The sequence below is a fragment of the Actinoplanes sp. 13 genome, from assembly GCF_056134165.1.
Genome location: NZ_JBVYOQ010000009.1, coordinates 1 through 24715, shown reverse-complemented (window position 1 = coordinate 24715; position 24715 = coordinate 1). Strand labels below are relative to the sequence as shown.

The following is a 24715-nucleotide window of genomic DNA, read 5'->3' as shown; positions in this document are numbered from 1 at the left end:
CTTCGTCTCACGCACCTGATCACCCGGGCGTCGATCTGGATCGGACGTTGTCACCGCACGCCCCGGAAGAGCCCCAGCTATTGACGTGGGAGCGGCAGCGTAATTACATCGAACCAGGTCCGATCCCAGCGTCGCCGGTCCGTTACCGCTGGGTGACAACGGCGGAAGGACCACGCATGCCCCTGGACGAGGTTCTGACGATGGGGCGGCTCGGCGTGGACCTCTACCCCGAACAGATCAACGTTCCGCTGGCCGAGGTGCGCTCCTTCGCCAGGTTCCTCGGCGGCAGCGCCGCCAATGTGGCCGTCGCCGCGGCCAGGTACGGCCGCCGCGCAGCGCTGATCAGCCGCACCGGCCGCGACCCCTTCGGCGATTACCTGCACGCGGAGCTGCGCAGATTCCACGTGGACGATCGGTTCGTCACTCCCGTCGACCATTTGCCCACGCCGATCACCTTCTGCGAGATCTTCCCTCCCGACCATTTCCCACTGTGGTTCTACCGCTACCCCAAAGCCCCGGATCTGGAGATCCACGAGGCAGAGCTGGACCTGCCGGCCATCAACGAAGCCACCGTCTTCTGGGTCACCGGCACCGGCCTGAGCGCGGAGCCCTCACGATCCGCGACCCTGGCCGCGTTGAAGGCGCGCGATCCGACCGGCATCACCGTCTTCGACCTCGATTACCGGCCGATGTTCTGGCCGTCGCGGGACGAGGCGCACCGCTGGTACGCGGAGGCGTTGCCGCTGGCCACGGTGGCGGTGGGGAACCTCGACGAGGTGGAGACCGCGGTGGGCGTTCGCCAGCCGCGCGAAGCGGCGAAAGCGCTGCACGCCGCCGGCGCCGAGCTCGCGGTGATCAAGTTGGGCCCGGCCGGTGTGTTCGCGTCGGCGGGGGATGTGCAGGTCACCGTGCCGCCGCACGAGATCGAGACGGTCAACGGGCTCGGGGCCGGCGACGCGTTCGGCGGCGCCCTGTGTCACGGCCTGCTGGCCGGGTGGACCCTCGAGGCGGCGATGCGCTTCGCCAATGTTGCCGGAGCCATCGTCGCCTCGCGGTTGTCCTGTTCGGACGCGATGCCCACCGAGGCGGAAGTGCGGGCGGCTCATGAGTGACGGCCGCCGGGTGAACCCGCTGATGCCGCGTGGCAGCACCGCGGAGCGGCCGTTCGAGGTCAGCGTCTCGCCGGAGAACGCGGGCTGGAGTTTCAGCGGGCTGCGGGTGGCGCATCTGCCGGTGGGCGGCCGGGTGCGCTTCACCACCGGCGGTGACGAGATGCTGGTGCTGCCGCTCGCCGGCGGCTGCGACGTGGCCTGCGACGACGAGCGGCTCACGTTGACCGGCCGGCGTTCGGTCTTCTCCCGGGTGACCGATTTCGCCTATCTGCCGCGGAACACCACCATCAGTCTGCGCGCGCCCAACGGTGGCCGGTTCGCGCTGCCGGCGGCCCGGGCGTCGCGGACGCTGCCGTTCCGGTACGGGCCGGCCGAGGACGTGCCGGTGGAGTTGCGCGGGGCGGGGCAGGCCAGCCGGCAGGTGAACAACTTCTGCACGCCGGACTCGTTCGAGACGGACCGGCTGATCGCCTGCGAGGTGCTCACCCCGGGCGGGAACTGGTCGTCGTACCCGCCGCACAAGCACGACGAGGACGGTCCCGCGGAGAGCTGCCTGGAGGAGATCTACTACTTCGAGGTGTCGACGGCGCCGGGTGGCGGGCCCGGCTGCGGCTACCAGCGGGTGTACGGCCACCCGGACCGCCCGATCGATGTGTGCGCCGAGGTCCGCACCGGTGACGTGGTGCTGATCCCGTACGGCTGGCACGGCCCGTCGATGGCCGCGCCCGGCTACGACCTCTACTACCTGAACGTGATGGCCGGCCCCGGCGAGCGGCGGTGGCTGGTCCACGACGACCCGGCGCACGGCTGGGTGCGCGGCCGCTGGGCGGACCAGCAGATCGACGCCCGGCTGCCGCTGACCTCCACCAGAGAAAAGAGACGCCTGTGAAACAGCGGCTGACCGTCGCCCAGGCCGTCGTTCGTTTCCTCGCGAGCCAGTGGACCGAGCGGGACGGCATCGAGCAGCGGGCGGTGGCCGGCTGTCTGGGTATTTTCGGGCACGGCAATGTGGCGGGTCTCGGGCAGGCCCTGTTGCAGGCGCAGCGCACCGGCGGGCCGGACCTGCCGTACCGGCTGGCGCGCAACGAGCAGGCGATGGTGCACACGGCCGCCGGGTTCGCCCGGATGAGCAACCGGCTGTCCACGCTGGCCTGCACCGCCTCGATCGGGCCGGGGTCGACGAACATGCTGACCGGCGCGGCCCTGGCCACGGTCAACCGGCTGCCGGTGCTGCTGCTGCCGGCCGACGTGTTCGCCACCCGGGTGGCGGCGCCGGTGCTGCAGGAGCTGGAGGACTTCCGGGCCGGGGACGTGTCGGTCAACGACGCGTTCCGTCCGCTGTCGGCGTTCTTCGACCGGGTGTGGCGGCCGGAGCAGCTGCCGGCGGCGCTGCTCGGCGCGATGCGGGTGCTGACGGACCCGGCGGCCACCGGCGCGGTCACCCTCTGCCTTCCGCAGGATCTGCAGACGGAGGCGTACGACTTCCCGGACGAGTTGTTCGCGAAGCGGGTCTGGCACGTGACCCGCCCGGCGCCGGATCCGCTGGCGCTGGAGCGGGCGGCCGCGGTGATCCGGGGTGCGCACCGTCCTCTGATCATCGCCGGCGGCGGGGTGATCTATTCGGAGGCGTCCGGTGCGCTGGACCGGTTCGCCCGTGCCACCGGGATCCCGGTCGCTGACACGCAGGCCGGCAAGGGCGCGCTGAGCTGGGATCACCCGAACGCGGTCGGCGGGGTCGGCGCGACCGGCAACCCGGTGGCGAACCGCCTGGCCCGGCACGCCGACGTGGTGATCGGCGTCGGCACCCGGTACACGGACTTCACCACGGCGTCGCGCAGCGCGTTCCAGCACCCGGACGTCAAGTTCGTGAACCTGAACGTGACCGGCTTCGACGCCGGGAAGCTGTCCGCGCTGCCGCTGGTCGGTGACGCCCGGGCCGGGTTGCACGCGCTGCTGCCGGCGTTGCACGGGCGGCGGTTCACCGGCGACTTCGCGGCGGCTGTGGCGCAGTGGCAGGCGACGGTCGAGGCCGCGTACCGCCGTCGGGAGGGTGATCTGCCCACCCAGGCCGAGGTGATCGGGGTGGTGAACGAGGCGTGCGGGGAACGTGACGTCGTGGTGCAGGCCGCCGGCAGCCTCCCGGGTGACCTACAGCGGCTGTGGCGGGCCCGGCACCCGAAGCAGTACCACGTCGAGTACGGGTACTCGTGCATGGGTTTCGAGATCGCCGGCGCGCTCGGGATCAAGATGGCCGACCCGTCCCGCGAGGTGTTCGCGCTGGTCGGCGACGGCTCCTACCTGATGATGGCGCAGGAGATCGTCACCGCGGTGGCCGAGGGCCTGAAGCTGATCGTGGTGCTGGTGCAGAACCACGGCTTCGCCTCGATCGGCAGCCTCTCCGAGCAGGTCGGCTCGCAGCGGTTCGGCACCGCGTACCGGTACCGCGACCCGCGGACCGGCGATTACGACGGCGGCCGGCTGCCGGTGGATCTGGCCGCCAACGCGGAGAGCCTGGGCGCCGCGGTGATCCGCTGCCGGGACGTCGCCGACCTGGCCGAGGGCCTGAAGCACGCGCGGGAGGGCGACCGGGTGACGGTGCTGCACATCGAGACGGATCCGCTGGCCACCGGCCCGGGGTCGGAGTCCTGGTGGGACGTGCCGGTGGCCGAGGTGTCCACGTTGCACAGCACCGGGAACGCGCGGACGGAATATCTCGCCGGCAAACGCGACCAGCGCCACCACTTGCGACCGGGAGGGCTCTAGAGATGCTGCGACTGGGGAGCTGCCCGGACTCCTGGGGTGTCTGGTACGCCGACGATCCGCGCCAGACACCGTGGTCCCGTTTCCTCGACGAGCTGGCCCTGGCCGGGTACCGCTTCCTGGAATTGGGCCCGTACGGCTACCTGCCCACCGACCCGTCCCGCCTCGCCGACGAGCTCGCCGCCCGGGGGCTGACCTGTGCCGGTGGCACGGTCGCCGGGGTGGGCGGGCCGCACCGCAACATGGGCGCGGTGCTGGCCGAGACCCGGCGGGTCGCCGCGCTGACCGCTGCGGTGGGCGGACGGCATCTGGTCTTCGTCCCGGTGCCCGGTTATCGCGACGACGCCACCGGCGGCTACGTCGAAGGGGCGCAGCTCGGACCCGACCAGTGGCGATCCCTATCGGACAATGTCAATATCATCATGCGGCTGGTCGCAGACGAGTACGGGCTGACTCTGCATTTCCACCCGCACGCCGACTACCAGGTCGAGACGGAGGAGCAGGTGGAACGGCTGCTCAACGAGACGGACGTGTCGCTCTGCCTCGACACTGGTCACCTGGCGTACCGGCGGGCGTCGCCGCTCGCGCTGATCCGCCGGTACCCGGACCGGATCGGCTACGTGCATCTGAAACAGATGGACCCGTACCTGGCCGCCCGGGCCGCCGCCGAGGACCTCGCCTTCGGTCAGGCGGTCGCGATGGGGGTCAGCGTCGCGGCGCCGGCCGGCGAGCCCGACCTGCCGCCGATCCTGAGCGCGCTGCGCGAACTCGGCACCGACCTCGACGTCGTGGTGGAGCAGGACATGTACCCGTGCGCGTTCGACGCCCCGCTCCCGATCGCCCGGCGCACCCACGCCTATCTGACCTCGTTGGGAGATTTCGCATGAGACGTCTACTGGTCGCGGCGGTCCTCGTCCTCGCCCTCGGCGCGTGCAGTGAGGGCGGCCGGGAGGAGCCCGAGGAGAACAAAGCCGCCGGGTACACCATCTCGTTCATCACTCACGAGACGCCCGGCGACACGTTCTGGGACAAGGTGCGGGCCGGCGCGGAGCAGGCCGCCGCCGACACCGGGGTCGACCTCAAATATGCCAACGACCCGGATGCCGGCAAACAGGCGGTTCTGATCCAGGGTGCGGTCGACTCCAAGGTGCAGGGCATCGCGACCACGCTGGTGACGCCGGACGCCCTGGCGGGCTCGGTGAAGGCGGCGACCGCCGCGGGCATCCCGGTGGTCGGCCTGAACGCCGGCATCGAGCAGTACCAGGATCTCGGCGCGCTGATGTACTTCGGCTCGGACGAGACCCGGGCCGGTGAGAGCATCGGCGAGCGGATCGCCGCGGCCGGCGCCAAGCACCCGATCTGTGTGATTCACCAGCAGGGTTCGGTCTCCCTGGAGGCCCGCTGCGACGGCGTCCGGAGCAAGGTGGCCGGCACCGAGAACCTCCAGGTCAACGGGGCCGACGACGCGGCGGTCACGTCGGCGTTGCAGGCGAAGCTGTCGCAGGACAAGACCATCGACTATGTGGTCACCCTGGGCGCACCGATCGCCCTGGACGCGATCCAGGCGAAGGAGCAGGCCGGCAGCGCGGCGAAGCTGGTCACCTTCGACCTCAACCAGGAGATGGCCAAGGCCGTCAAGGACGGCAAGGTCGAGTTCGCCATCGACCAGCAGCCGTACGCGCAGGGCTACCTCGCGGTGACGTCCCTCTACCTGTACCTCAAGAACGGCAACGACCTGGGTGGCGGCGGTCCCGTGCTGACCGGTCCGTCGTTCGTGGACAGCGCGAACATCGACAAGATCCTGCCGTTCACCGAGAAGAACACCCGGTGACCCGTCCGGCCCGGCTGCTGGCGCGCCCGGAACTGGGCGCGCTGGTGGCAGCCGCAGTGATCTTCGTGTTCTTTCTGGCGGTCGCGCCGGCCTTCCGATCGGCCGACTCGTTCGTCACGGTGCTCTACCAGTCGTCGACGATCGGCATCGTGGCGGTGGCGGTGGGCCTGCTGATGATCGGCGGCGAGTTCGACCTCTCGGCCGGCGTGATCGTCACGTCAGCCGGCCTGATCAACTCGCTGTTCTGCTGGTACCTCGGCGTCAACCTCTGGGTCGGTGCGCTGCTGTCGTTGCTGGTGTGCCTGGCGATCGGGTTCCTCAACGGCTGGCTGGTGATGCGGACCGGGATCCCGTCGTTCCTGATCACGCTCGGTACGTTCTTCGTGCTCCAGGGCACGAACCTCGGCGTGACCAAGCTCGTCACCGGATCGGTGTCGTCGCCCGACATCACCGAGATCGACGGGTTCTCCTCCCTCCAGGCGATCTTCTCGTCGTCCTTCGAGGTCGGCGGCGTGACGGTGTGGATCACGGTGCTGTGGTGGATCCTGTTCGTGGCTCTCGCGGCCTGGATCCTGCAGCGGACCCGGCCGGGCAACTGGATCTACGCGGTCGGCGGGGCGCCGGACAGTGCCCGGGCGGTCGGTGTGCCCGTGGTCCGTACCAAAATCGCGTTGTTCCTGTCCGTGTCGTTCCTGGGCTGGTTCGTCGGCATGCACACGCTGTACCGCTTCCAGACCCTGCAGGCGGGCAACGGCGTCGGGAACGAGTTCCTCTACATCATCGCCGCGGTGGTCGGCGGCACCCTGTTGACCGGCGGCTTCGGCAACGCCATCGGGGTCGCGGTCGGCGCGTTCATCTTCGGCATGACCAGCCTCGGCATCGTCTACGCCGGGTGGGACCCGAACTGGTTCCGGGCCTTCCTCGGCGTGATGCTGCTGCTCGCCGTGCTGGTCAACCTCTACGTCCGGAAGTGGGGGTCGCGGTGAGCGAGCTGATCCGGCTGGACGGCGTGGGCAAGAGCTACGGGCCGATCCGGGCGTTGCACGACGTCTCCCTGGACGTCGACGCGGGCTCGGTGACCTGCGTGCTCGGCGACAACGGCGCGGGCAAGTCGACGCTTATCAAGATCATGTCGGGGCTGCACCCGCACACGTCCGGCCGGTTCTATGTGGACGGCGTGGAGACGGTCTTCTCCTCGCCGCGCGAGGCCCTGGACCGGGGGATCGCCACGGTCTATCAGGACCTGGCCGTGGTGCCGCTGATGGAGGTGTGGCGCAACTTCTTCCTCGGCTCGGAACTGACCTCCGGGCGATTCCCGCTGGCCGGCATGCGGATCCGGGAGATGCGCCGGATCGCGGACGCCGAACTGCGCAAGATGGGCATCGCCGTCGCCGACATCGACCAGCCGATCGGGACGCTCTCCGGCGGGCAGCGGCAGTGCGTGGCCATCGCGCGGGCCGTCTATTTCGGGGCGCGGGTGCTGATCCTGGACGAGCCGACCGCCGCGCTCGGGGTCAAACAGTCCGGGGTGGTGCTGAAGTATGTGGCGGCGGCCCGCGACGCGGGGCTCGGGGTCGTGTTCATCACCCACAACCCGCACCACGCCCACCTGGTCGGCGACCACTTCGTGATCCTCAAACTCGGTGGCATGGCCCTGGACGCCCGGCGCGGCGAGGTCACCCTCGACCAGCTGACCACGCAGATGGCCGGCGGGGACGAGTTGTCGGAGCTGTCCCGTGAGCTGGGCCGGCCGTGACGCTCTCGGTGGGCGTCATCGGGACCGGGATGATCGGGCGCGACCACATCCGGCGGCTCACCACGACGCTGCCGGGTGTGCGGGTGGTGGCGGTCGCCGACGTCGACGCCGACGTCGCCGGGCAGGTGGCGGCGGCGATCGGCGCGCGGGTGCTGCCGGGGGAGCGGCTGATCATCGACCCGGGCGTGGACGCGGTGCTGGTCTGCTCGTGGGGCGGTACCCACGAGGAATACGTGCTCGGCGCGATCGCGGCCGGCAAACCGGTCTTCTGCGAGAAGCCCCTCGCCACATCGCCCGCGGCCTGCCTGCGGATCGTCGAGGCGGAGGCGGCGTACGGCAAGCGGCTGGTCCAGGTCGGCTACATGCGGCGGTACGACCTCGCGTATCAAGCGCTGAAACGCGAGCTGGACAGCGGCGTGATCGGGGCGCCGCTGATGATGCACTGCGCGCACCGCAACGCCGGCGTGCCCGGCTTCTACCGGGCGGACGACATGATCAACGACACGGCGGTGCACGAGGTCGACATGGTCCGCTGGATGTTCGGCGCCGAGGTGGAGGCGGTCCGCGTGCTGCGGCCCCGGGCCAGCGGCAACGCCGGCGGGCTGCCCGACCCGATGCTGATCCTGCTGGAACTCTCCACCGGCGTCCTGGTCGACGTGGAGATCTCGGTCAACGTCCGGTACGGGTACGACATCCGCGGCGAGATCCTGGGCGAGCACGGCACGGCCGCGCTGGGCGACCTGGGCGCGGTCGTGGTCCGCCGGGCCGGTGGCCTGGTCAGCCCGATCCCGCCGGACTGGCAGTCCCGGTTCGGCGCCGCGTACGACCTGGAGTTGCGCTCGTGGGTGACCGCGGTCAGCGCGGGCGAGCCGCCGGGCGGGCCCAGCGCATGGGACGGTTACGCGGCGTCCACAGTGTCCGCAGCCGCACTCCAGGCATTGCACACAGGCAACCGCATCCAGGTCTCGATGGCGTCCCCCCCGTCCACCCCTTTAGCAAAACCTGCGTGTTGATTTCGGGTTCGCTCCGAACCGCAAGTCGTCACGCACACAGCGCCGCAAGCTTGCGTGTTGATTTCGGGTGCGCTCCGCACCACAAGTCGTCACGCACACAGCGCCGCAAGCTTGTGTGGTGATTTCGGGTGCGGAGCGCACCTGAAATCACCACAGCGGGCTTGGTGGCAGGTCAGCCCGGCAGTCGCGGCAAACGCTGCCCGGCAGCGAGGTCGCGGGGACACTCGGGGACCTTTCCTGGCTCGTACTGAATGAGGGATTTTATTGTGCGGGAAGCGCGAGGATCTGGCCGGGGATGATCCGGCGGGGGTGGGGGATGACGTCGCGGTTGAGGTCGTGGATCTCGGGCCAGCGCTCGCCCCGGCCGAGGTGGGTGCGGGCGATGGTGAAGAGGGTGTCGCCGCGTTTGACGACGATCAGGCGGGGTGTCGGGCCGGTGGGCTCGCGCGGCGGGAGGACGAAGACCTGGCCGGTGAAGATGCGGTTCGGGTTGCGGATGAGCGCGCGGTTGAGCAGGTAGATCTCCGGCCAGCGGGCGCCGTCGCCGAGCTGCGCCTCGGCGATCTTGGTGAGGGTGTCGCCGGCGCGGACGGTGTAGGTGCGGGGCGTCTGACGGCCGGGCAGGACGTCGGCGAGGCGCAGCAGATCGGCGAGTTCGAAGGTGCCGGGTCTGGCCGACGGCAGGGTGGGGCGCCAGTGCGGCAGTTTGAGGATCGAGTCCTCGCTGCGGCGCACCAGGCCGACCAGCACCTCGGCGACGATCGTGCTGCCCACCGGGCCGAGACGTTTGCCCTGGTGGACGTGGCGGGCCTCGGCGAGGACGTAATACCAGAGCGGGGTGCGTGACTGGAAGTCGCCGTCCTGGAGGGCCTTCGCCTGCCGCGCGCTGCCGGCGGCGGCGATGAGGTCGTCCTTGCTGAGCGCCGGCACGTCGAGCAGGTCGGCGACGGCCTGGCCGGTGGGGATCCGCAGGCGGTACCCGCGGAGCAGGTTGCGGATGGCGAGGCGGCCGGCGTCGCGCGGTGTCTCGTCGGTGCCGTCGACCTTGCGCAGGTTGAAGAGCGCCCGGCCACCGGTGGCGGCGAGGTTGGTGTCGATCCGGCGGGCCTTCATGCCGCCGTCGCCGACGATCCGCTCCCACTGGATGATCCAGTTCTCCGGGAGGCTGGGCAGCCCGCGCATCTGGCCGCTGAGCGCGGTGAACGTGAACAGCTCCTCCAGCGTGGCCGCCGGGAAGTTCATGTTGAAGTCGTAGGTGGCGCGCACCATCGAGTGGCCGAAGCGGTAGGCGGCCACCGCGAACTCCAGCGGCATGAAGAACGCGTCGCCGTACGGGTCGAACCAGCGGTTGCCGTTCTTGACGACGTCGTCCACGATGCCGGGCTCGGCGATCCGCTTGAGGAAGTCGTGGACGACGATGTGCTGATAGTGGCGGCGCAGTTCGCGGCGGGCCGCGCTGAACGACAGTTTCTGGTCGATCAGGGCGTTGTGCGCCTTCAGGAAGGCGACGTGCAGCTGCGAGATGATGGTGTTCTCGTCGTTGCGGAAGTCGCCGATCAGAGCCGCCCGGTCGGTCTCGGGGTCGTTGCTCGGTGGCTGGCGCGGCACGTCGTTGTCGTCGCCCTTGCCGGCCGGCCGGGCCAGCGGCGGCGGCTGGTTGCCCAGGTCGGCGACGGTGCCGATGACGAGTTTGTCGCCCGCGCGGGGCGCCGGCAGGCCGTAGACGCTGTCCAGGTCCAGGGTGGCCGAGCGCAGGTTGCGCAACGCCTGGCGGATCTCGGCCAGCTGCATCGGGGTCATCGCCGGATCGAGCAGGTTCAGCGCGTCGCCGGAGCCGGTCTCCAGCGTGATGTCGTGGTCGATGAACTGGCCGAGATAGGTGTAGGCGGCCGGGATGGGGCTGTCCTCGCCGGGACGGTCCTCGTCCTCCATGGTCGCGCCCAGCGCCTTGAGCTTGGCGTTGGTGTCCGGTGACTGGGGGAGCAGATTTATCTCGTCGTCCTGCAGGGTCGGGAACAGCAGGTCGAAGTGGTGGCTCCGGACCGGTGGGGTGAGTGCGAAGGCGATCTTGGACTGGGCGGCGGCTCTGGCGACGTCGTCGCGAGCGGCGGTGAGATCCTTGTCGGTGATCGGCTTGCCGTGACCGAGACGAGGCATGCTCGTTCTCCCTCCGTGGTGGTGTGGTCACCGTAGGTGGAGGCGGGTGCGCGGCGGAGACGCCTAATCGACAGATGGCGGATGGTGCTTAAGCCCGTCGAAGGCGAGAGCGGCGACGGTATCGGCGATGGTCTCCGGATTGCCCCGGTCCGGGCGGTACCACTCGATCAGCGAGTTGACCATGCCGAAGATCAGGCGGGCCGCGGTGGCGGGATCGATGTCGGCGCGGACACCACCCTCGGCCTGAGCCTGTTTGACCAGGTCGGTGACGATGCGGTCGAACCTGCGGCGGCGCTGCAGGGCGTGCTGTTCCACCTCGGTGTTGCCGCGGATCCGCAACAGCAGCGTGACGAACTCCAGCCGCTCGGCGAGCACCAGGACGCTGTACCGGATCAGGCTCTCCAGTTTTCGGGTGGGCGTCGTCTCCGGGCCGATCTTGTCGACGGCCTCCTCGAGGCCGTCGAGGGCGCGGTCGACGGCCATCGCCAGGAGCTGCTCCTTGCTGCTGACGTGGTGGTACAGCGTCGACTTGGTGATCCCCAGCGACTCGGCGACGTCGAACATGCTGGTCGCGTCGTACCCCCGGTCGTTGAACAGCCGCACCGCGGCGGCGAGCACGGCATCCTGGTCGTGGCCGGGACGCCCACGGCGGCGTGGCTGCATGGTCATCAACTTACCGGTGCCCGCGGGGTTGATTTACCGACCGAATGGACGGTAAATAGAGGGGTCCGGTCGTCGGCCTGCGTCGGCCCAGTCGCAACGGAGCGAGAGATGCCCAACCCCGCTGAGCTGTACGAGACACATCGCGAGCTGTTGACGCGTGCGATCGAGGCGACCGCGGCCCGGGACTACTGGTCGGCCTATCCCGAGTCGCCGAGCAAATCGGTGTACGGGGAGGACGCCGCCCCGGCCGGTGAGCGGGCGTTCACCGCCCTGCTCGGCAAGGAGTTCCCGATCGAGGTCCCCGGCGCTTCCGGCACCGTCTCCACCGAGCGCTCGCCGTACGGGTTGGAGCTGGGCGTCAGCTATCCCAAGGCCGACCCGCTCGCGCTGATCGCGGCCGCGCGGGCCGCCACCCCGGGCTGGCGGGCCGTCGGGCCGCAGGGGCGCGCCGGCGTCGCCGCGGAGATCCTGCGGCGGATCAACGCGGCGAGCTTCGAGATGGCCCACGCGGTGCAGCACACCACCGGTCAGGCCTTCGTGATGGCGTTCCAGGCCGGCGGCGCGCACGCCCAGGACCGCGGTCTCGAGGCGGTGGCCTGCGCGCTGGCCGCGACCACCCGGACCCCGGGCCGGTCCACCTGGGCCAAACCGCAGCGCGGCGGCGACCCGCTCCAGCTGGAGAAGAACGCGACAGTCGTCGGCCGGGGCGTCTCGGTCGTGATCGGCTGCAACACCTTCCCCACCTGGAACAGCTATCCCGGGCTGTTCGCCGGCCTGGTCGCCGGCAACCCGGTCATCGTGAAACCGCACCCCGGCGCGGTGCTGCCGCTGGCCATCACCGTGCGGATCTGCCGCGAGGTGCTGTCCGAGGCGGGGCTGAACCCGGACGTGGTCACCCTCGCGGCGGAGGAGCCCGGTGACGGCATCGCCGCCACCCTGGCGACCCACCCGGACGTGCGGATCGTCGACTTCACCGGCTCCAGCGAGTTCGGCGACTGGCTCGAGGCCAACGCCCGGCAGGCCGTCGTCTACACCGAGAAATCCGGCCTGAACACGGTCATCGTCGACTCGACCGACGACTACAAGGGGCTGCTGCGCAACCTGGCCTTCTCGCTCTCGCTCTACAGCGGGCAGATGTGCACCACCCCGCAGAACATCCTGGTCCCGCGCGACGGGATCACGACCGACGCCGGCCATCGCAGCCCGGCGGAATTCGGCGCCGACCTCGCGGCAGCGCTCGGCAAGCTGCTCGGCGACCCCAAGCGGGCCGCCGGCACGCTCGGCGCGATCGTCAACGACGGCGTGCTGAGCCGGCTCACCGAGGCCTCGGGGTCGCCGGCCCTGGTGCACCCCTCGGCCGCGGTGGCGGACGAGCAATGGCCGTCGGCGACGATCCGGACCCCGGTGGTGGCGCAGCTGGACGCCGCCGACGAGAAGGTCTACACCCGTGAGTGGTTCGGCCCGATCTCGTTCCTGATCACGACCGACTCGACCGAGCACAGCCTGCGGGTCTTCACCGAGACGGTGCGGGCACACGGCGCGCTGAGCGCCCTGGTGCACTCCACCTCACCGGCCGTTCTCGACGCCACCCGCGAGGCGGCCCTCGACGCGGGCGTGCACCTCTCGGAGAACCTGACCGGCGGGGTGTTCGTCAACCAGACCGCGGCGTTCAGCGACCTGCACGGGACCGGGGCCAACCCGGCGGCCACCGCGGCGCTCACCGACGAGTGGTTCGTCGCCGGCCGGTTCTTCACCCTCCAGTCGCGTCGCCACCTCCCCGTTACGGAGCGAGCGTGACCACGTCAGTTTCCACGCCCGGCCAGCAGGCCTTCCACGAGGCGATCGAGCGGGACCAGCGGATCGAGCCGGCCGACTGGATGCCCGAGGGCTACCGCAAGACGATGATCCGGCAGATCGCTCAGCACGCGCACTCCGAGATCATCGGGATGCAGCCGGAGGGCGAGTGGATCACCCGGGCGCCGACGCTGCGCCGCAAGGCGATCCTGCTCGCCAAGGTGCAGGACGAGGCCGGGCACGGCCTCTACCTCTACTCGGCGGCGGAGACCCTCGGCGCCGACCGCGGCGACCTGACCCGGCGGCTCATCGAGGGCCGGCAGAAATACTCGTCGATCTTCAACTATCCGACGCTGTCGTTCGCGGACGTCGGCGTGATCGGCTGGCTGGTCGACGGCGCGGCCATCTGCAACCAGGTCCCGCTCTGCCGCAGCTCCTTCGGGCCGTACGCGCGGGCGATGATCCGGATCTGCAAGGAGGAGTCGTTCCACCAGCGGCAGGGCTACGAACTGCTGATGACCATGATGTCCGGCACCCCGGAACAACGGGAGATGGTGCAGGACGCGGTGAACCGCTGGTGGTGGCCGTCGCTGATGATGTTCGGCCCGCCCGACGAGCAGTCACCGAACACGGCGCAGTCGATGGCCTGGAAGATCAAGCGCCACACCAACGACGAGCTGCGGCAGCGCTTCGTCGACATGAGCGTGCCGCAGGCCGAGGCGCTCGGCGTGACCCTGCCCGACCCGGAGCTGCGGTGGAACGCGTCGCGCTCGCACTACGACTTCGGCGAGCCGGACTGGGACGAGCTGCGCCGGGTCATCTCCGGCGACGGGCAGCTGAACCGGCAGCGCCTCGCCCGCCGGCGGCAGGCCGACGAGGACGGCGCCTGGGTGCGGGAAGCGGCCGCCGCGCACGCGGCCAAGACGTCCGCGAGGGTGGCGGCATGAACGGCGAGATCCGGCACGAGTGGCCGCTGTTCGAGGTCTTCGTCCGGGCCAAGCGCGGCCTGAACCACGTGCACGTCGGGTCGCTGCGGGCCGCCGATCACGAGATGGCCATTCATCACGCCCGCGACCTCTACACGCGGCGCAACGAGGGCGTGAGCATCTGGGTGGTGCGGTCGGACCACGTCGCGGCGAGCGATCCGGGGGAGAAGGCGGCGTTCTTCGAGCCCAGCGGCGACAAGGTCTACCGGCACCCCACGCACTACGCCATCCCCGACTCGGTTCCGCACATCTGAGGGCCGCGACGATGGAATTCGACGACGCCTATCAGGCGCTCACCGATCACGACGACGATGCCCGCTGGGCGTACGGGACCGGCTTCGCCGACCCGCTCGCGGGCGTCGCCACCGAGCTGCCGGACGGCGTGGATCCGGCCGACCTGGCGGCGTACTGCCTGATGCTCGGCGACGACGCGCTGATCCTGTCGCACCGGCTCCAGGAGTGGGTCACCCGCGCGCCGGAGCTGGAGGACGAGCTGGCGCTGGCGAACATCGGGCTCGACCTGCTCGGGCAGGCCCGTCTGCTGCTGACCCGGGCCGGTCAGGCCGGCTCACACGGTCTGCCCGCCGCCGGTCCCTTGGCGGCCGGGCTGTCCGCCGGCAGGCCCTTCGCGGCCGGTGCGCACGTCGACGAGGACGACCTCGCGTTCGGACGGGAGGCGGCGGAGTTCCGCAACGTGTGCCTGGCCGAACGGGCCGACGCCGACTTCGCGCACCTGGTGGGCCGGCTGCTGGTGCTCTCGACCTGGCGCCTGGCGGCCTTCGACCGGCTGACGGCGTCGCGGGACCCGATGCTGGCGGCGATCGCCGCCAAGGGGGTCAAGGAGATCACCTATCACCGTGACTACGCGGCTCAGTGGGTGGTGCGGCTCGGCGACGGCACCCCGGTGTCCCGGGAACGGATGGCGGCCGCGATGGCGGCTCTCGGCCCGGCGACGGGGGAGCTGTTCCAGGTGCATCCGGTTGAGAAACGGCTGGTGGAGGCGGGGATCGCGGTGGACCCGGTGGCATTGCGCGGCGAGTTCGACGCGGTGCTGGCGCAGGTGCTGGCCGCGGCGACGCTCGAGCCGTACGCCGGTTCCACCGTCGCGGAGGCGCCACTCGGGCGGGACGGCTCGCACACCGCGGCGCTCGGCGAGATCCTCGCGGAGATGCAGAGCGTGGCCCGGGCCACCCCCGGCGGTGTGTGGTGAACGGCGTGCCGGCGGACGCGGCAGCGGTGGTCGGCTCGGTCGTCGATCCGGAGCTGCCGATGCTCACGCTGACCGAGCTGGGCGTGGTGCGCGAGGTTCGGCAGGACGGGGACGCGGTGACGGTCACCATCACGCCGACCTACTCCGGCTGCCCGGCCATGGACGCCATCCGGGCCGACATCAGGACCGCCCTGGTGCGGGCCGGCTATCCGCAGGTCGAGGTGCGGACCGTGCTGGCGCCCGCCTGGACCACCGACTGGATCGCCGAGTCCGGCCGCCGCAAGCTGGCCGAGGCGGGCATCGCCCCGCCCGGCCGGGTGCCACGCCGCGCCGCCGGGCCGGTGCCGTTGTCGCTGACCGTGCGGCCGGTGCCGGTGGACTGTCCCCGCTGCGGGCACGGCGACACCGAGGTGCTGGCGGCGTTCGGTGCGACGGCCTGCCGGGAGCTGCGGCGATGCCCGGCCTGCCGGGAGCCGTTCGAGCGGGTGAAGGAGATCTGAGGTGGCGGTCCTCGAGTTCCACCCGCTGCGCGTCGCGGCGGTCGACCGGCTCTGCGACGACGCGGTCGCCGTGACGTTCACGGTGCCGCCTGCACTGTCCGGGCAATACGAATTCCGGCCCGGCCAGTCGCTCACCGTGCGGCGCGGTGACGAACGACGGACCTATTCGATCTGCGCCCCGGCGGGCGCCGCCCCGCGGATCGGCGTGCGGGAGGTGCCGGGCGGGCAGATCTCCAGCTGGATCGTTCGCGACCTGCGCCCCGGCGATGTGATCGAGGTGGCGCGGCCGTCCGGGACGTTCACCCCGCCGGTCGCCGACGGTGGGCGGCATGTTCTGATCGCCGCGGGCTCTGGCATCACGCCGGTGCTCTCCATCGCCTCGTCGCTGCTGCGCGACTCCCGGGCCCAGGTGAGCCTGCTCTACGGCAACCGCCGGGCGGACACCGTGATGTTCGCCGAGGAACTGGCCGACCTGAAGGACCGCTACCCGGACCGCCTCGAGATCGTGCACGTGCTGTCCCGGGAGCCGCGGGAGACCGAGCTGTTCAGCGGCCGCCTGGACGCCGAGCGGCTGCGGACCCTGCTGCCGTTGCTCATCGACGTGCCCGGAGCGGACCACTGGTGGCTGTGCGGGCCGTTCGGGATGGTGACCGCCGCGATCGAGGTGCTGGGCGAGGCCGGGGTGGACCCGGAGCGCATCCACCGGGAACTGTTCTGGGTCCACGAGGCACCGCCGGAGCCGGTCCGGGAAGAGGCCGGGCCGCGCGGGCCGAGCAGCGAGGTCACCGTCGTGATGGACGGGCGGTCGACGACGGTCAGCGTCGAGCAGGGCGTGGCGCTGCTGGACGGGGCGCAGCGGTCCCGGCCTGATCTGCCGTTCGCCTGCAAGGGCGGGGTCTGCGGGACCTGCCGCGCCCGGCTGGTGGACGGTGAGGCGACCATGCGGCGCAACTTCGCGCTGGAGCCGGCCGAGTTGGCGGCCGGGTTCATCCTGACGTGCCAGGCGACCGCCACCTCACCGAAAGTCGTGATCGATTTCGATCAGTGAGCGCCGGACGTGCCCGATGTTCCGGTCGCGCCGAGTGCCGAGTGCCGGGCGTTCCGGTCGCGCCGGTCGCCGGGCGTTCCGGTCGCCGGGCGCCCGCTTCCGGCCGGGCGCCGATGTCGCGCCCGCCGGCTGCCGGGCGGCCCGGCCGGGGCGGGCTTACTGCTCGGCGTCGACCTTGCGGAGGGCGTTCAGGAAGGTGGTGGCCGGCTGAGCGCCGGACAGGCCGTACTTCTCGTTGATCAGGAAGAACGGAACGCCGCTGATGCCGATCTGCCGCGCCTGGCGGAAGTCGGCCTCGACCTCGGCGGCGTACTTCGTGCCGTTCAGCACGTCGGCGGCCTCGGCCTCGGGGACGCCGACCTCGCCGGCCAGGCGGACCAGCGTCTCGGCGTCGTCGACCACGGCGGCCTCGCAGAGGTGCGCCGCGAGCAGCCGCTCGTGCATGGCGTCGCCGAGGCCGTGTTCGGCGGCGAGGTGCGCGACGCGGTGCGCGTCACGGGTGTTGACCGAGACGGCGTTGTCGAGGTCGTAGGTGAGGCCCTCGGCGGCGGCCAGCTGGGTGACCTGGCTCGTCATGCCCTTGACCTGGGCGACCGGCGCGCCGATCTTCTTGGCCAGCATCTGCTGGACGGGCTCACGGTGGCCCAGCGGGATGGTCGGGTCGAGCTGGAAGCTGTGCCACTTGACGGTGACCTCCTGCTCGAACCCGGCGAGGGCTGTCTCCAGGCGGCGCTTGCCGATGTAGCACCACGGGCAGACCACGTCGGACCAGACGTCGATGTGGATGCTCACAGGCAGACTCCGTTCTCGCACACCGGGGCGTCCTCGGTGTCCAGGATGATCAACTGCGGTCCGGCGACGATCTCCGGCTGCTCGGCCGTGTCCTGCTCCTGAGCCTCTTCCGGTGCTGGCATGGCCGCTCCTCGCACGCGATCGTTGCTGACGCAACAAACCGTAGCAGCGTCCCCGCCGCTCGCCCCCGTGACCGTCACCACCAGCCGAAACCACAGGCACCCCGCCGCGTGTGAAGTTGGGGTCCGATCTGAGCCCGAAGTTCACACGACCTTGGGCGACGGAGTGTCGGCGGCGAGCGGCGGAGCGGAACGCGACGGTCCAGTCGATGAGGCCGCGTGGCGGAATGTCGGGAATAAACCGGTTGAGTGGGGCTGAGCGATCCGCGCAGGATGAGGGCACCGCCCCGAACCCCCATCGCCCTGAGGACTGTTATGCGTCTGCTTCGCGACCTATGGGCCACCAGCCGAAGTCGCACCGCGCTCGTCGCGTTCCTGATCGTTCTCGGGGCCGCCGGGTCGGCGCTCGCGCTGGCCGTCGCCGGGCAGGTGCTCGTCAACCGGTCGTTCCCGCTCTTCGTGGTGCTGGCCGTGGCGCTCGGCGCCTCGGTGTTCAGCGACGTCTTCCTGGGCCTGGTGTCGGCCAGCCTGACCGCGGACTGGGCGGCCCGCGTGCGGCGTCAGCTCAACCGGGTGGCGTTCGGCCAGGATCTGCCGACGCTCGAGGGCACGCCGGTCGGTGAGCTGCTCGACCGGATCGACTCGGACGTCTACCAGGTCGGCGCGGAACTGCGGAACGGCGGCGTGCGGCTCGCGCAGTCGCTGGCCGTGGCCACGCTGTCGGTGGTCACCACGATTTTCGTGTGGTGGCCGGCCGCGATCGCGATGATCGTGGTCTGCTTCCTGCTCTACGTCACCATGAACAAACCGGTGCAGCGGATCGGCCCGATCCGGATCGCCGAGGAGGAGGCCTGGTCCGACCTGGCCGCGGTGATGGAGGAGGCGATCCACGGGCAGGACGACGTGCGCACCAGCCTCGCCGCGCCGTACGTCCGCAGGCTCTACGCCGTCCGCGCTGCCGAGGTGCTGGCACGGGGCCGGCGGGTGTGGCGGGCGTCGTCGCGGATCACGATGGGCGCCGGCGCGATCACCCGTACGCTGATCGCGTTGTTGGTCGTCGGAGGCGCCTTCGCGCTCACCGCCGGGGTGATCGACGGCGCGCAACTCACCGCGGTCTGGCTTCTGGGTCTCGGCTTCGGCGGCACGCTGGAGCACGTCACCCGGATGGTGCCCGAGCTGCAGAACGCGCTCGGCGCGTGGAGCCGGGTGCAGATGCTCAGCAACGTGCCGCAGGAACCGACCGACGGGGTGCCGCCGGTCGACGGTGACCTGGTCGTGCGCGACCTGACCTTCCGGTACGGCGAAGCTGACAGCGGCCGGCCGCCGGCCCTGCGCGACGTCAGTGTCACGTTCGCGCGCGGTAGGTCGTACGCCCTGATCGGACGCACCGGAAGCGGCAAGTCGACCCTGGCCAAGGTCCTCACCCGGGCCGTCGACGTGCCGCGCGGCACGGTGTTCCTCGGCGGGACCGACATCAACGACATCGGCGTGGAAGGGCTGCGCCGGTGGACCGCGATCGTCCCGCAGCGCACCGAGATCCTGGCCGGCACCCTCGCCGAGAACATCGCGCTGTTCGACACCGATCTGCTGCCCCGCGCCGCCACCGCGCTCGACGAGCTGGGGCTGTCCGCGTGGGTGGCCGGGCTGCCGGACGGCATCGAGACCAGGCTCGGCGAAGGCGGTTACAAGCTGTCCGCCGGGCAGGAACAGCTGGTGGCGTTCGCCCGGATCCTGGTCCGCGACCCGCAGGTGGTGATCCTCGACGAGGCCACCGCCCGGATGGACCCGGTGACCGAGTCGTGGGTGCAGCGCGCCACCGACCGCCTCCTCTCCGGACGCATCGGTGTGATCGTGGCGCACCGGCTCTCCTCGGTGCAGCGCTGCGACGAGGTGGTGGTGCTCGCCGACGGCCGGGTGCTGGAGGCCGGTCCGCTGCGCGAGTCGCAGCGGTTCGCCGAGCTGATGGCCAGCAGCAGGCCGGCGCCGGTCGCGCAGTCCAGCAATGGCGGAGTCATGCTGGCCGACCGGGACTGGGACACCGCGGTGCAGCTCGAACTCGGCCCCGACGCGCTGACGAACCCGCTGCCCACGGTGGAGCCGCCGCCGCTGCCGGAGCCGCCGAAGGCCCGCACCATGCGGGAGATCGCGACGCTGGCCACCAACGACGCCCGGTTCGGCCTCGGCGCGGTGTCGCTGTTCGTGCCGCTGGTGCTGTTCGGGTTCGATGGCGCGATCCTGCCGCTGCTCTGGGCGGACGTGGTGGACGGCGTCGGCAGCCCGGTCTATCCGGCGGCCGGCATCGCGGCGGCGCTGCTCCTGCTGATCCCGACGCTGTACTACACCGGGGCCTGGTTCCCGGAGTGGTGGGTGCGGCAGATGCTGCGGATCAGCCTGCGGCTGGTGCACGGCCAGGTCGGGCCGCGCCGGGTCAGCAAGCACACCCCGGCCGAGGTGGTCGCCCAGGGCGGCGACACCGAGCGGGTGGTCATGCTCGCCGACAACCTGATCGACAACTGCGTCGCCCTGGTCACCGTGGTCGCGATGACGCTGGCCTCGCAGTCGCCGGTGCCGGCGCTGCTGTTCCTCGGCACGATGCTCCTCTCCGGGCTCGCCGCGACGCTGTTCGGGCCGCGGCTGGAACAGGCGGCCCGGCGCACCGTGGCGGCCCGCGCGGCCTTCGCGACCGCGTTGGTCTCGTCCCTGTCGGCGGCGCGCACGGTCAAACTGGCCGGCGCGACCGAACCGGTCCTGGCGCACCTGGCCGGGCTCGACGCCGCCCGCAGCGAGCTGCAACGACGGGAGATCGCGATCCAGGTGTGGGCCCGGTCCACGCCGTCGATCGCCAGCGGGCTGCTGCCGATCCTGGCCTGGGCGATGTACCTGTCCGGGCAGCTCAGCGCGGCGGCCACGCTGATCGCGGTGGCCACCCTCGGCTCGGCGCGCTGGTTCGCCTGGACCACGGCGTCGCTGGTGTCGCACTTCCCGTCGGCGCGGGTGTGGACGAAACGAACGGTTGCCATGGCCGGGGTGTCCGAGTACTCGTCGGAGGTGCCGGGCGTGGACCTCGCCGCCGGCACGGCGCCGGGCCCGGCGGCTGCGCCGCGCGAGTCGCTGCGGCGGCTGGAGCTGAGAAATTTCGGTGCGGTTCACGAGAACGGAGCCCAGGGGGTACGCGAGATCGACCTCACCGTCGACCGCGGGCAACTGGTCCTGGTCGTCGGGCCGGTGGGTTCGGGCAAGTCGTCGCTGCTGCGGGCCCTCGCCGGGATCGTGCACCACACGGGTGAGCTGCGCTGGAACGGCCAACCGGTCCGCGAGCCGGAGATGTTCCTGCGGCCGAACCAGGTGGGCTACGTGGCTCAGCTGCCGCGGGTGCTGTCCGGGACGGTGGCGGACAACATCCAGCTCGGGCACGAGGTGGACGCGGCCGACGCGGTGACGGTGGCTCAGCTGGACCACGACCTGTCGACGGCCGGTGGTGGTCTGCACCTGCTGATCGGGCACAAGGGGACTCGGTTGTCCGGTGGGCAGTTGCAGCGGCTGGCCCTGGCGCGGGCACTGGCCCCGCGGACCGAGCTGCTGATCGCCGACGACGTGTCGTCCGCCTTGGACGTGACGACGGAGCTGGAGTTGTGGCGGGCGTTGCGGGCGCACGGGGTGACCGTGGTGGGGTCGACGTCGAAGCGGGCGGCTCTGGCTCAGGCGGACAAGGTGGTCGTGCTGATCGGGGGACGGGCCGAGGATCAGGGGACGTGGGAGGAGCTGGCTGATCGCTGGGGACACCTGGCGGGATAGTCGCGCCCGGGCCCGCCTGCGGTGGGCTCGGCTCCTGCGGTGGGCTCGGCTCCTGCGGTGGGCTCGGCTCCTGCGGTGGGCTCGGCTCTCGCTGTAGGCCCGCCACTCGCGGTGGGCCCGCCTTGCCGGCGGGCCCGCTCTCCGTCGGGTGGGTGCTGCGGGTCAGCTGATCTGGGACTGGAGCCGGCTCACGACGCTGGTGACGGTGCCGGCGGGGATGGCGAAGCCGAGGCCCACGCTGCCGGAGCTGTCGCCGGCCGTCGCGATGGCCACGTTGATGCCGACCACCCGGCCGGACATGTCGACCAGCGCGCCGCCCGAGTTGCCCTGATTGATCGGGGCGTCGGTCTGCAGCAGGCCGGTGAGCTGCTCGTCGCCGGTGTCGAGGCTGCGGTCCAGGGCGGAGACGATGCCCGAGGTGACGGTCCCCTCCAGACCGAGCGGCGCGCCGAAGGCCAGCACCGTGTCACCGACCGCGACGCTGTCGTCGGTGGCGAACGTGGCCGGGGTCAGGCCGGACAACCCACGGGCCTGGACGAGCGCCAGGTCGTGACCGGCGTCGGCGGCGACCACCTCGGCGGGGACGGTCTGCCCGGTCGCCAGGCGGACACTCACCGCGCTGCGCCCGGCACCGGCGATCACGTGGTTGTTGGTGAGGATCAGCCCGTCCGCGTCGAGCACCACACCGGAGCCGAGCGACGACGACCCGGCTCCGTCGACCAGGACAGTGACGATGCTGGGCTGCACCCGTGTCACGACCGGCGCGAGGTCGGCACCCTCGGTGATCGTGGCGCCCATGCCGGTGGTGGCGACGGCCGGGCGGGACTGCAGGTACTGCTCGGTGAGGAAGGCCCCGGCACTGCCGCCGCCGGCGATCAGCACCAGCACCGCGGCACCGCCGGCCGCACGCCGCCGCCAGCGGGGATCTCGCGGCGGTTGCACCATGACGGGCGGGATCCGGGTCGGCGGGGGAGGGGCGTCGGCGGGGCGTGTCATCAGATCGGTCATGCGGCAACAGTGCGCGGGCAGGTTGTTCCGCAGCGGTGAGCCGTCTGTGACTTCGCTGTGCCCGCGGTCCACCGTCCGGGTGACTGCGGCGCGGCACCGCGAACGGCGCGCGCCGCCGTCTAGGGTCTGCCGGGTGTCCCCCACCGACATCACTATGCGCAACGGCGGCGGCCGGTCCCGAACCCCGGTCGAACGCCGCCCCTTCGGTCCCACGATCACCGAGCCCGTCGACGCCCTCCGCGTGTCGGCCGCGCGGACGGCGCCGCTCCCCGACGACGAGCAGGAACTTGCGGGTGACGCTCGATGAAGCGGGCGGGTCTGCTCGTTGCCGCGGCGGCTGTGTCGGTCCTCGCCGGCTGCGGGACTGCTCCGGGCGTACCACAGTGGAAAGACGGCGTAGCTATGCCCGCATCACCCAGCGTGATCGGCGGTGAGCCTGCGCCGGACGGCCCGGCCGGGGTGGCCGCCGGCAGCCCGGTTCCGATGACGGCCCCGGTGAGCAGCCAGGCCGAGCCGAGCCCGGTGGCCACGATGCAGGGGCCGCGGTCCCCGGCCGAGTTCGCGGCGGCGGTGCGCGGCCGGCTGCCGGAGGTGGCGGTCGATCGGCGACCGGAAGAGATCACCGAGATCGGGGACGCGGCCTGTGCGGAGCTGATCTCCGGGCAGCGGCGCGGCACGGCTGTCACTGAAGTGGCGGGCTACGGGGTGAGCAGTGCCGAAGCGCGTGAGTTGGTGCGGCTGGCCCGGACGCATCTCTGCCCGGGGTGATCGGGGCATCGGCCGAAAGTCGCAGCGCGCACAGCAAGTAGAGCCGTCAGGCAGATGTCCGGCACAGGCCCGTTCGCGGAAGCTGAATCCATCAGCTAACAGCGGGAGGTTGCCATGTCGGCACGGGAAATGCTCAGCGTGGTCGGATCCGCCGTCGGCGGCCTGATCGGGTGGCCGGAGGCGGCGCCGCCGGCGGAACCGGCCGTGGTGCGGGAGCTGTTCGCCGAGTTGGGCGTCCGCGTCGGGCCGGGCGAGGAGGAGCTGGGCGAGGCGGTGCGGTACTTCCAGGCCCGGACCGGATTGCCGGCCGACGGTGAGGCGGGGCCACGGACGGTGCATCTGCTTTCCCGGTACGCGGCTGACGCGCGCGAGACGCGGTGGCTCCGAGCGGCGTGACCGTCGTTCTGAGCGGCGTGACCGTCGTTCTGAGCGGCGTGACCGTCGTTCTGAGCGGCGTGACCGTCGCTTGCGGCGGCGTGACCGTCGCTCCGGAAGGTGATACCGGGGTGGCCGGGGCGCCGTTATGGTGGCTCCCGATGGGGACGGAACTGATCACTTTCTACGACGACGCCACCGGCGAACGGGCCGGGCTCACCTCCACCGCCTTGGGCGCCTGGGTCGCCGCGACGGCCGCGTTGCTGACCGGTGAATGCGGTCTGAGCCGGGGCAGCCGCGCCGGTGTGCTGCTGCCGCCGCACTGGCAGACGGCGGCGGTGCTGCTCGGGGCGTGGGCGGCCGGTATCGAGGTGTCGTTCCGGGGGTGGGCCACGGCCGGGCTCGGACCGGACGACGGGCCGGAGCTGGACGCGACGTTCGTGGAGCGGCGACGGGTCGGCAGCTGGCTGGAGGACCTACCCGCTGCCCGGCACCAGTTCGTGCTGAGTCTGACGGGACCCTGTTCGGCCGCGACGACTCCGGTGACGACCCCCACGGGTGCGCCCGTGGTCGATGCGCCGGCCGGCTATCGCGATTTCCGGGACGCCGTCCGCCCGCACCTCGGCGCGCCGCCACCGGCCGGGATCGTCGAGGCGGGCTCGAAGGCGACCGTCGATGGCACGACGTTCGGCGAGTACGGCGCGGTGGCGGCGGACCTGGCCCGGGTGCGGGGGATTTCCGCGGGTGACCGGGTGCTGTTCGACACCGCGGCCCAGGAGGATCCCCTCTTCTGGCTGATGGCGCCCCTGACAGCGGGTGCGTCAGTCGTCCTCTGCGCGAACCTGGACCGATCCTGGCTCGACGACCGGGTGGCCGCGGAAGGCGTCACCCGCGTGATGCTCTGAGCGCCCCCTCGCAATCTTGGACGATTCGCCGCAGGAACAGGTCTAGTCAGTCCCATGACATCTGTCAGTGTTGAAGTCCCGATACATGTGTCACCTGGTAGAGATCTTGGGTGTGCTGGTCCG

The 24715-nt window shown here is 71.3% G+C and carries 24 protein-coding genes; 19 read left to right on the top strand and 5 right to left on the bottom strand.

What is annotated here, in order from left to right:
- The first annotated feature begins 176 nt into the window (after positions 1-176).
- From iolC to AC0NH5_RS19635, 8 genes are read left to right on the top strand one after another with little or no spacing between them, the layout of a single operon-like run.
- Positions 177-1112 carry a 5-dehydro-2-deoxygluconokinase gene (gene iolC, locus AC0NH5_RS19670; RefSeq protein ID WP_474405768.1) on the top strand — a complete coding sequence of 312 codons (936 nt, stop codon included), beginning with the start codon at positions 177-179 and terminating at the stop codon, positions 1110-1112.
- Positions 1105-2001 (top strand): 5-deoxy-glucuronate isomerase, encoded by an 897-nt coding sequence (gene iolB / locus AC0NH5_RS19665; RefSeq protein ID WP_474405766.1) that lies wholly within the window; start codon positions 1105-1107, stop codon positions 1999-2001. Before iolC ends, iolB begins: the two co-directional genes overlap by 8 nt.
- On the top strand, positions 1998-3875 hold the full coding sequence (gene iolD, locus AC0NH5_RS19660; RefSeq protein ID WP_474405763.1) for a 3D-(3,5/4)-trihydroxycyclohexane-1,2-dione acylhydrolase (decyclizing): 1878 nt from the start codon (positions 1998-2000) through the stop codon (positions 3873-3875). The genes iolB and iolD overlap by 4 nt, the downstream gene beginning before the upstream one ends.
- Positions 3876-3877: 2 nt before the next feature.
- On the top strand, positions 3878-4759 hold the full coding sequence (locus tag AC0NH5_RS19655) for a sugar phosphate isomerase/epimerase family protein (protein WP_474405760.1): 882 nt from the start codon (positions 3878-3880) through the stop codon (positions 4757-4759).
- Entirely contained in the window at positions 4756-5703 is a 948-nt protein-coding gene (locus tag AC0NH5_RS19650; RefSeq protein WP_474405757.1) for a sugar ABC transporter substrate-binding protein, read from the top strand. Before AC0NH5_RS19655 ends, AC0NH5_RS19650 begins: the two co-directional genes overlap by 4 nt.
- Positions 5700-6689, top strand: a complete 990-nt coding sequence (locus AC0NH5_RS19645; RefSeq protein ID WP_474405754.1) for an ABC transporter permease — start codon at positions 5700-5702, stop codon at positions 6687-6689. Before AC0NH5_RS19650 ends, AC0NH5_RS19645 begins: the two co-directional genes overlap by 4 nt.
- A complete protein-coding gene (locus AC0NH5_RS19640) occupies positions 6686-7459 on the top strand; it encodes an ATP-binding cassette domain-containing protein (RefSeq protein ID WP_474405752.1) in 774 nt (257 codons plus the stop codon). Before AC0NH5_RS19645 ends, AC0NH5_RS19640 begins: the two co-directional genes overlap by 4 nt.
- The gene (locus tag AC0NH5_RS19635) at positions 7456-8472 is read left to right on the top strand and encodes a Gfo/Idh/MocA family oxidoreductase (protein WP_474405749.1); all 1017 of its coding nucleotides are present in this window, start codon (positions 7456-7458) and stop codon (positions 8470-8472) included. Before AC0NH5_RS19640 ends, AC0NH5_RS19635 begins: the two co-directional genes overlap by 4 nt.
- A 261-nt stretch (positions 8473-8733) precedes the next feature.
- Here the strand turns inward: AC0NH5_RS19635 and AC0NH5_RS19630 are convergent, their stop codons facing one another.
- Both AC0NH5_RS19630 and AC0NH5_RS19625 read right to left on the bottom strand, forming a co-directional pair.
- The gene (locus AC0NH5_RS19630) at positions 8734-10629 is read right to left on the bottom strand and encodes a LysM peptidoglycan-binding domain-containing protein (RefSeq protein ID WP_474405747.1); all 1896 of its coding nucleotides are present in this window, start codon (positions 10627-10629) and stop codon (positions 8734-8736) included.
- A gap of 63 nt (positions 10630-10692) precedes the next feature.
- Positions 10693-11292 (bottom strand): TetR/AcrR family transcriptional regulator, encoded by a 600-nt coding sequence (locus AC0NH5_RS19625; RefSeq protein ID WP_474405744.1) that lies wholly within the window; start codon positions 11290-11292, stop codon positions 10693-10695.
- A gap of 108 nt (positions 11293-11400) precedes the next feature.
- Between AC0NH5_RS19625 and paaN the strand changes: the two genes are divergently transcribed.
- The 6 genes from paaN (at position 11401) to paaE (ending at position 16830) form a co-directional block, all read left to right on the top strand.
- A complete protein-coding gene (gene paaN, locus AC0NH5_RS19620) occupies positions 11401-13089 on the top strand; it encodes a phenylacetic acid degradation protein PaaN (protein WP_474405742.1) in 1689 nt (562 codons plus the stop codon).
- 80 nt (positions 13090-13169) lie between these two features.
- Complete coding sequence (gene paaA, locus AC0NH5_RS19615; RefSeq protein WP_474406189.1) at positions 13170-14033, top strand: 1,2-phenylacetyl-CoA epoxidase subunit PaaA; 864 nt, start codon at positions 13170-13172, stop codon at positions 14031-14033.
- Positions 14030-14326, top strand: a complete 297-nt coding sequence (gene paaB / locus AC0NH5_RS19610) for a 1,2-phenylacetyl-CoA epoxidase subunit PaaB (protein WP_474405740.1) — start codon at positions 14030-14032, stop codon at positions 14324-14326. Before paaA ends, paaB begins: the two co-directional genes overlap by 4 nt.
- An 11-nt stretch (positions 14327-14337) precedes the next feature.
- Positions 14338-15282, top strand: coding sequence for a 1,2-phenylacetyl-CoA epoxidase subunit PaaC (gene paaC / locus AC0NH5_RS19605; RefSeq protein ID WP_474405738.1), 945 nt, complete (start codon positions 14338-14340; stop codon positions 15280-15282).
- Positions 15279-15782 carry a 1,2-phenylacetyl-CoA epoxidase subunit PaaD gene (gene paaD, locus AC0NH5_RS19600; RefSeq protein WP_474405736.1) on the top strand — a complete coding sequence of 168 codons (504 nt, stop codon included), beginning with the start codon at positions 15279-15281 and terminating at the stop codon, positions 15780-15782. The genes paaC and paaD overlap by 4 nt, the downstream gene beginning before the upstream one ends.
- A gap of 1 nt (position 15783) precedes the next feature.
- Positions 15784-16830 (top strand): 1,2-phenylacetyl-CoA epoxidase subunit PaaE, encoded by a 1047-nt coding sequence (paaE, locus tag AC0NH5_RS19595; protein WP_474405734.1) that lies wholly within the window; start codon positions 15784-15786, stop codon positions 16828-16830.
- Between the two features lie 156 nt (positions 16831-16986).
- On the opposite strand, the gene AC0NH5_RS19590 is transcribed toward paaE, so the two are convergent.
- Positions 16987-17622, bottom strand: a complete 636-nt coding sequence (locus tag AC0NH5_RS19590) for a DsbA family oxidoreductase (protein ID WP_474405732.1) — start codon at positions 17620-17622, stop codon at positions 16987-16989.
- Entirely contained in the window at positions 17619-17744 is a 126-nt protein-coding gene (locus AC0NH5_RS19585; RefSeq protein WP_474405731.1) for a hypothetical protein, read from the bottom strand. Before AC0NH5_RS19585 ends, AC0NH5_RS19590 begins: the two co-directional genes overlap by 4 nt.
- A 312-nt stretch (positions 17745-18056) precedes the next feature.
- On the opposite strand from AC0NH5_RS19585, the gene AC0NH5_RS19580 reads away from it, so the two are divergent.
- Positions 18057-21536 (top strand): ATP-binding cassette domain-containing protein, encoded by a 3480-nt coding sequence (locus tag AC0NH5_RS19580; RefSeq protein ID WP_474405728.1) that lies wholly within the window; start codon positions 18057-18059, stop codon positions 21534-21536.
- 162 nt (positions 21537-21698) lie between these two features.
- On the opposite strand, the gene AC0NH5_RS19575 is transcribed toward AC0NH5_RS19580, so the two are convergent.
- A complete protein-coding gene (locus AC0NH5_RS19575) occupies positions 21699-22544 on the bottom strand; it encodes a S1C family serine protease (protein WP_474405726.1) in 846 nt (281 codons plus the stop codon).
- Between the two features lie 133 nt (positions 22545-22677).
- On the opposite strand from AC0NH5_RS19575, the gene AC0NH5_RS19570 reads away from it, so the two are divergent.
- The 4 genes from AC0NH5_RS19570 to AC0NH5_RS19555 all read left to right on the top strand — a co-directional run bounded on the left by AC0NH5_RS19570 (position 22678) and on the right by AC0NH5_RS19555 (position 24592).
- Positions 22678-22851, top strand: a complete 174-nt coding sequence (locus AC0NH5_RS19570) for a hypothetical protein (protein WP_474405724.1) — start codon at positions 22678-22680, stop codon at positions 22849-22851.
- 95 nt (positions 22852-22946) lie between these two features.
- On the top strand, positions 22947-23312 hold the full coding sequence (locus tag AC0NH5_RS19565; RefSeq protein WP_474405721.1) for a DUF732 domain-containing protein: 366 nt from the start codon (positions 22947-22949) through the stop codon (positions 23310-23312).
- Between the two features lie 114 nt (positions 23313-23426).
- Positions 23427-23708: a peptidoglycan-binding protein gene (locus AC0NH5_RS19560; protein WP_474405718.1), complete on the top strand. Its 282-nt coding sequence runs from the start codon at positions 23427-23429 to the stop codon at positions 23706-23708.
- Positions 23709-23848: 140 nt separating this feature from the next.
- On the top strand, positions 23849-24592 hold the full coding sequence (locus tag AC0NH5_RS19555) for a TIGR03089 family protein (RefSeq protein WP_474405715.1): 744 nt from the start codon (positions 23849-23851) through the stop codon (positions 24590-24592).
- Positions 24593-24715 lie beyond the last annotated feature (123 nt).

Coding starts and splice junctions, on each gene's coding strand:
- AC0NH5_RS19585 (WP_474405731.1), bottom strand. CDS start 17,744: ATGCCAGCACCGGAAGAGGCTCAGGAGCAGGACACGGCCGAGCAGCCG.
- AC0NH5_RS19575 (WP_474405726.1), bottom strand. CDS start 22,544: ATGACCGATCTGATGACACGCCCCGCCGACGCCCCTCCCCCGCCGACC.
- paaA (WP_474406189.1), top strand. CDS start 13,170: ATGCCCGAGGGCTACCGCAAGACGATGATCCGGCAGATCGCTCAGCAC.
- AC0NH5_RS19655 (WP_474405760.1), top strand. CDS start 3,878: ATGCTGCGACTGGGGAGCTGCCCGGACTCCTGGGGTGTCTGGTACGCC.
- AC0NH5_RS19565 (WP_474405721.1), top strand. CDS start 22,947: ATGCCCGCATCACCCAGCGTGATCGGCGGTGAGCCTGCGCCGGACGGC.
- paaC (WP_474405738.1), top strand. CDS start 14,338: ATGGAATTCGACGACGCCTATCAGGCGCTCACCGATCACGACGACGAT.
- AC0NH5_RS19555 (WP_474405715.1), top strand. CDS start 23,849: ATGGGGACGGAACTGATCACTTTCTACGACGACGCCACCGGCGAACGG.
- AC0NH5_RS19630 (WP_474405747.1), bottom strand. CDS start 10,629: ATGCCTCGTCTCGGTCACGGCAAGCCGATCACCGACAAGGATCTCACC.
- paaN (WP_474405742.1), top strand. CDS start 11,401: ATGCCCAACCCCGCTGAGCTGTACGAGACACATCGCGAGCTGTTGACG.
- iolC (WP_474405768.1), top strand. CDS start 177: ATGCCCCTGGACGAGGTTCTGACGATGGGGCGGCTCGGCGTGGACCTC.
- AC0NH5_RS19580 (WP_474405728.1), top strand. CDS start 18,057: ATGCGTCTGCTTCGCGACCTATGGGCCACCAGCCGAAGTCGCACCGCG.
- iolB (WP_474405766.1), top strand. CDS start 1,105: ATGAGTGACGGCCGCCGGGTGAACCCGCTGATGCCGCGTGGCAGCACC.
- AC0NH5_RS19650 (WP_474405757.1), top strand. CDS start 4,756: ATGAGACGTCTACTGGTCGCGGCGGTCCTCGTCCTCGCCCTCGGCGCG.
- paaB (WP_474405740.1), top strand. CDS start 14,030: ATGAACGGCGAGATCCGGCACGAGTGGCCGCTGTTCGAGGTCTTCGTC.
- AC0NH5_RS19625 (WP_474405744.1), bottom strand. CDS start 11,292: ATGCAGCCACGCCGCCGTGGGCGTCCCGGCCACGACCAGGATGCCGTG.
- AC0NH5_RS19560 (WP_474405718.1), top strand. CDS start 23,427: ATGTCGGCACGGGAAATGCTCAGCGTGGTCGGATCCGCCGTCGGCGGC.